The 3,225-nt window shown below is 74.7% G+C and carries 4 protein-coding genes; 1 reads left to right on the top strand and 3 read right to left on the bottom strand.

All coding sequences use genetic code 11. From position 1 onward, the window contains the following. Positions 1-884: MFS transporter (locus tag PROKR_RS34995; RefSeq protein ID WP_036964354.1), on the bottom strand; the 884-nt coding region annotated here is incomplete at its 3' end. Between the two features lie 93 nt (positions 885-977). Between PROKR_RS34995 and PROKR_RS14360 the strand changes: the two genes are divergently transcribed. Beyond that, entirely contained in the window at positions 978-1,889 is a 912-nt protein-coding gene (locus PROKR_RS14360; protein WP_036964342.1) for a LysR family transcriptional regulator, read from the top strand. Here PROKR_RS14360 and PROKR_RS14355 read toward each other — a convergent pair. Together PROKR_RS14355 and PROKR_RS34990 are read right to left on the bottom strand one after the other, a co-directional pair. After that, positions 1,846-2,838 carry a hydroxymethylglutaryl-CoA lyase gene (locus tag PROKR_RS14355; protein ID WP_425414897.1) on the bottom strand — a complete coding sequence of 331 codons (993 nt, stop codon included), beginning with the start codon at positions 2,836-2,838 and terminating at the stop codon, positions 1,846-1,848. The two genes, PROKR_RS14360 and PROKR_RS14355, sit on opposite strands and share 44 nt — an antisense overlap. Then, positions 2,831-3,225 (bottom strand): biotin/lipoyl-containing protein (locus PROKR_RS34990; RefSeq protein WP_036964340.1); only part of this gene is annotated, 395 nt, incomplete at its 5' end. The genes PROKR_RS14355 and PROKR_RS34990, both read right to left, overlap by 8 nt.

Raw genomic sequence — 3,225 nt, 5'->3', positions numbered from 1 at the left:
CGCAGCTGGCGGGCCGGCGCGACGGCCGCGACGACGGACTGCCCGAGCGCGCCGGCCAGGAACGGCGTGGCCGCGACGACCCCGGTGACCACCAGCGACGTCTGCCCCAGCTCGTCGTGCACGAACGACGCCGCGACCGAGCTGAACAGGCCGAACACCGCGAAGGCCGTGAACGCGCCGACCGCGTTCGCCACGAACGGACGCCGGGCCTCGGGGCCGATCGCCACGCGCTGCGGGCGGTAGGGCCGCAGGCCCGGCCGGTGCAGCACCGTCTCGGGCACCAGCAGCGTGCCCACCAGGAGCAGCACCAGCACCCCGGCGAACACCGCGTACGGCAGTACCAGCGGCTCGGCCGACGGCTCGGCGATCATCCCGGACAGTAGCGGGCCGAGCCCCAACCCGCCGAGGTTCGCGACGGTGGCGACCACGGCCGCACGGGCCGGGGCCGGGCGGGACCGTGCGCCGTCCAGCTCGGCCAGGTAGGCGGTGGCCGTCGCCGTCAGCGCGCCGATCCCGATACCGGAGACCAGCCGGGCCGCGACCAGTCCGGCCAGGTCGTCCCGGGCCAGGAAGATCACCGCGGCCAGGAGCTCCAGGCCCGCCGCGAGCAGCACCAGCGGGCGCCGTCCGACCCGGTCGCTCAGGTGACCCACGAAGAAGAGGCTCGCCACGACACCCACCGCGTAGGCGGCGAAGATCACCGTCACCGTGAACGGCCCGTACCCGTCGCGGGCCACGTACAGCGGGTAGAGCGGGGTCGGCACCGTCGAGAACGCCATGAGCAGCAGGAAGGTCAGACCGGTGACCCAGAACCCGGCGCCGTGGCGGCGCGGGCCGGCACGGGTCGGTACGGGCGGGGCGGGGTAGGTCTGCGTGTTCGTCACCCCAGCAGTCTGTGCCCGGCACACTCATCAGGACAAGCGAATCATTGTGATGCGATCTATCGCTGATCGCGATAACTCTGCGACGATGGCCACATGGACACCCGGCACCTGGAGTACTTCATCGCCGTCGCGGAGGAGGGCAGCTTCACGCGTGCCGCCCACCGGCTGCAGACCGTCCAGTCGGCGGTCTCGGCGGGCGTGCGCACGCTCGAACGGGAGGTGCGCGCGACGCTCTTCGTGCGCTCCACCCGCCGGGTCGAGCTGTCCGACGCCGGCCGCGCGCTCCTGCCCGAGGCGCGGGCCGCAGTCGAGTCGCTGGACCGCGTCTACGACGTCGTGGCCGCCGCCGAGAGCGGCCTGCGGGGACGGCTGCGCCTCGGGGTCTTCGCCAACTCCGACATGCTCGACATCCCGGCGCTGGCCGGGCGGTTCCACCAGCTCTACCCGGGCGTCGCGCTCAGCGTCGTCGCCTCACCCACCGGCTCGACGGGCCTGGTCGACGACGTCCGGGCGGGCCGGCTCGACGTCGCGATCACCGGGCTGCCGGCCGCGGACCTGGCGGGCCTGCGGTCGCACGAGCTGCTGGCCGACGAGTTCGTCGCGGTGGTCCCGGAGGCCCACGAGCTGGCCGGGCGCGCGGTGCTCTCCCTGGAGGAGCTCGTCGGCGAGCCGTTCGTCGACGGACCGCCAGGGTTCGGCAACCGCGTGATCATCGAGCGCGAGCTGGCCGCGCGCGGCCTGCGCCGGAGCGTCGTGGTCGAGAGCCCCGACATGAGCCTGGTGGCCGCGTTCGTCGCGGCCGGGCTCGGCGTCGCCGCGATCCCGCGCATGGTGCTGCGCCCCGCGCCCGGCGCCGTCGTCCTCCCCCTCGACGTCTCGCTCACGTTCTCCATGCGGTCCGTCAGCCGGCTCCGCGCCACCCGCCCCGTCGAGGCGGCGCTGGCCCTGCTGGACGGGGTCGCTAGGAGCCCGAACCTGCCAGCGCCCGGTACGCCCGGCTCGTGAGCTCGTGGTCCAGGTGCGGCTCCAGCCACGCGCTGGTCTCCACCACCCGCGGCAGTGAGACCCCCGTGCTGATCCCGAGCCCGTCGAGCATCCACAACAGGTCCTCCGTGGCGAGGTTGCCCGTGGCCGACTCCGCGTACGGGCACCCGCCCAGGCCCCCGGCCGACGTGTCGAACGTGGTCACCCCGTGCCGCAGCGCGGCGGCGACGTTGCCCAGCGCCTGTCCGTAGGTGTCGTGGGCGTGCAGGGCCAGCACGTCGTCGGGCAGGCCGGCGGCGTTCAGCGCGTCCAGGAGCGCGGTCACGTGCCCCGGCGTGCCGACGCCGATCGTGTCGCCGAGCGACAGCTGCTCCGCGCCCAGGTCCATGAGGCGCTTGCCGGCCGTGACCACCTGGTCCAGCGGCACGTCGCCCTCCCACGGGTCGCCGAAGCACATCGAGACGTACGCCCGCACGCGCATCCCCGCGGCGCGCGCCCGCGTCATGACCGGCTCGAACATCGCGTACTGCTCGTCCAGGGACCGGTTCAGGTTGCGGCGCGCGAACGAGTCCGTGGCGCTGGCGAACACCGCGATGTGCCGCAGGCCCAGGTCGTAGGCCCGTTCCAGGCCGCGCTCGTTGGGCACCAGCACCGGCAGGTCGCGGGCGCGGTCACCGAGCCGGTCCACCAGCGCCGCGAGCACGTCGGCGGCGTCGGCGAGCTGCGGCACCCAGCGCGGGTGCACCAGGCTCGTGGCCTCCACGTACGGCAGGCCGGCGTCGAGCAGGCGCTCGACCAGGTCCACCTTGACCGCGGTCGGGACCACCGCCCGCTCGTTCTGCAGGCCGTCGCGCGGCCCCACCTCGTAGACCGTCACGTGCTCGGGCAGGGCCGGGTCGCGCACCACCTGGGGCGTGCGGTGCTCGCGAGGCGAAGACCCAGGCATCGACCCGGAGACCGGCTCAGGCATCGGGCACCTCCAGCACGAAGAGCACCTGACGTGCCGCGACCTGCTCTCCCGCGGCCGCGCGCACGCGCACCACGCCGTCGGACGGCGCCACCAGCGCCAGCTCCATCTTCATCGCCTCCAGCACGCCGAGCGTCTGCCCGGCGGTCACCGGCTCGCCGTCGCGCACGTCGACCCGGGTCAGGGACCCGGGCATCGCGGCGACGACGACGCCGTCGGACAGGTCCGCCTCGGCGGCGCGGGAGCCACCGGGCCGGGTGAACCGGAACGTGTGCCCGCGGGTGCTCACCTCGACCGAGCGCGGGCGGACGTCGACCACGAACCGGGCCGTGACGCCGTCCAGCTCCAGCAGCTCCAGGCCGCCGGCGCCGTCCGCCGCGGTACCGCCCG

This window comes from Promicromonospora kroppenstedtii DSM 19349, from assembly GCF_000515355.1.
Classification (GTDB): domain Bacteria; phylum Actinomycetota; class Actinomycetes; order Actinomycetales; family Cellulomonadaceae; genus Promicromonospora; species Promicromonospora kroppenstedtii.
The sequence above is the reverse complement of the archived record's forward strand: the minus strand, read 5'-3'. Positions and strand labels throughout refer to the sequence as shown.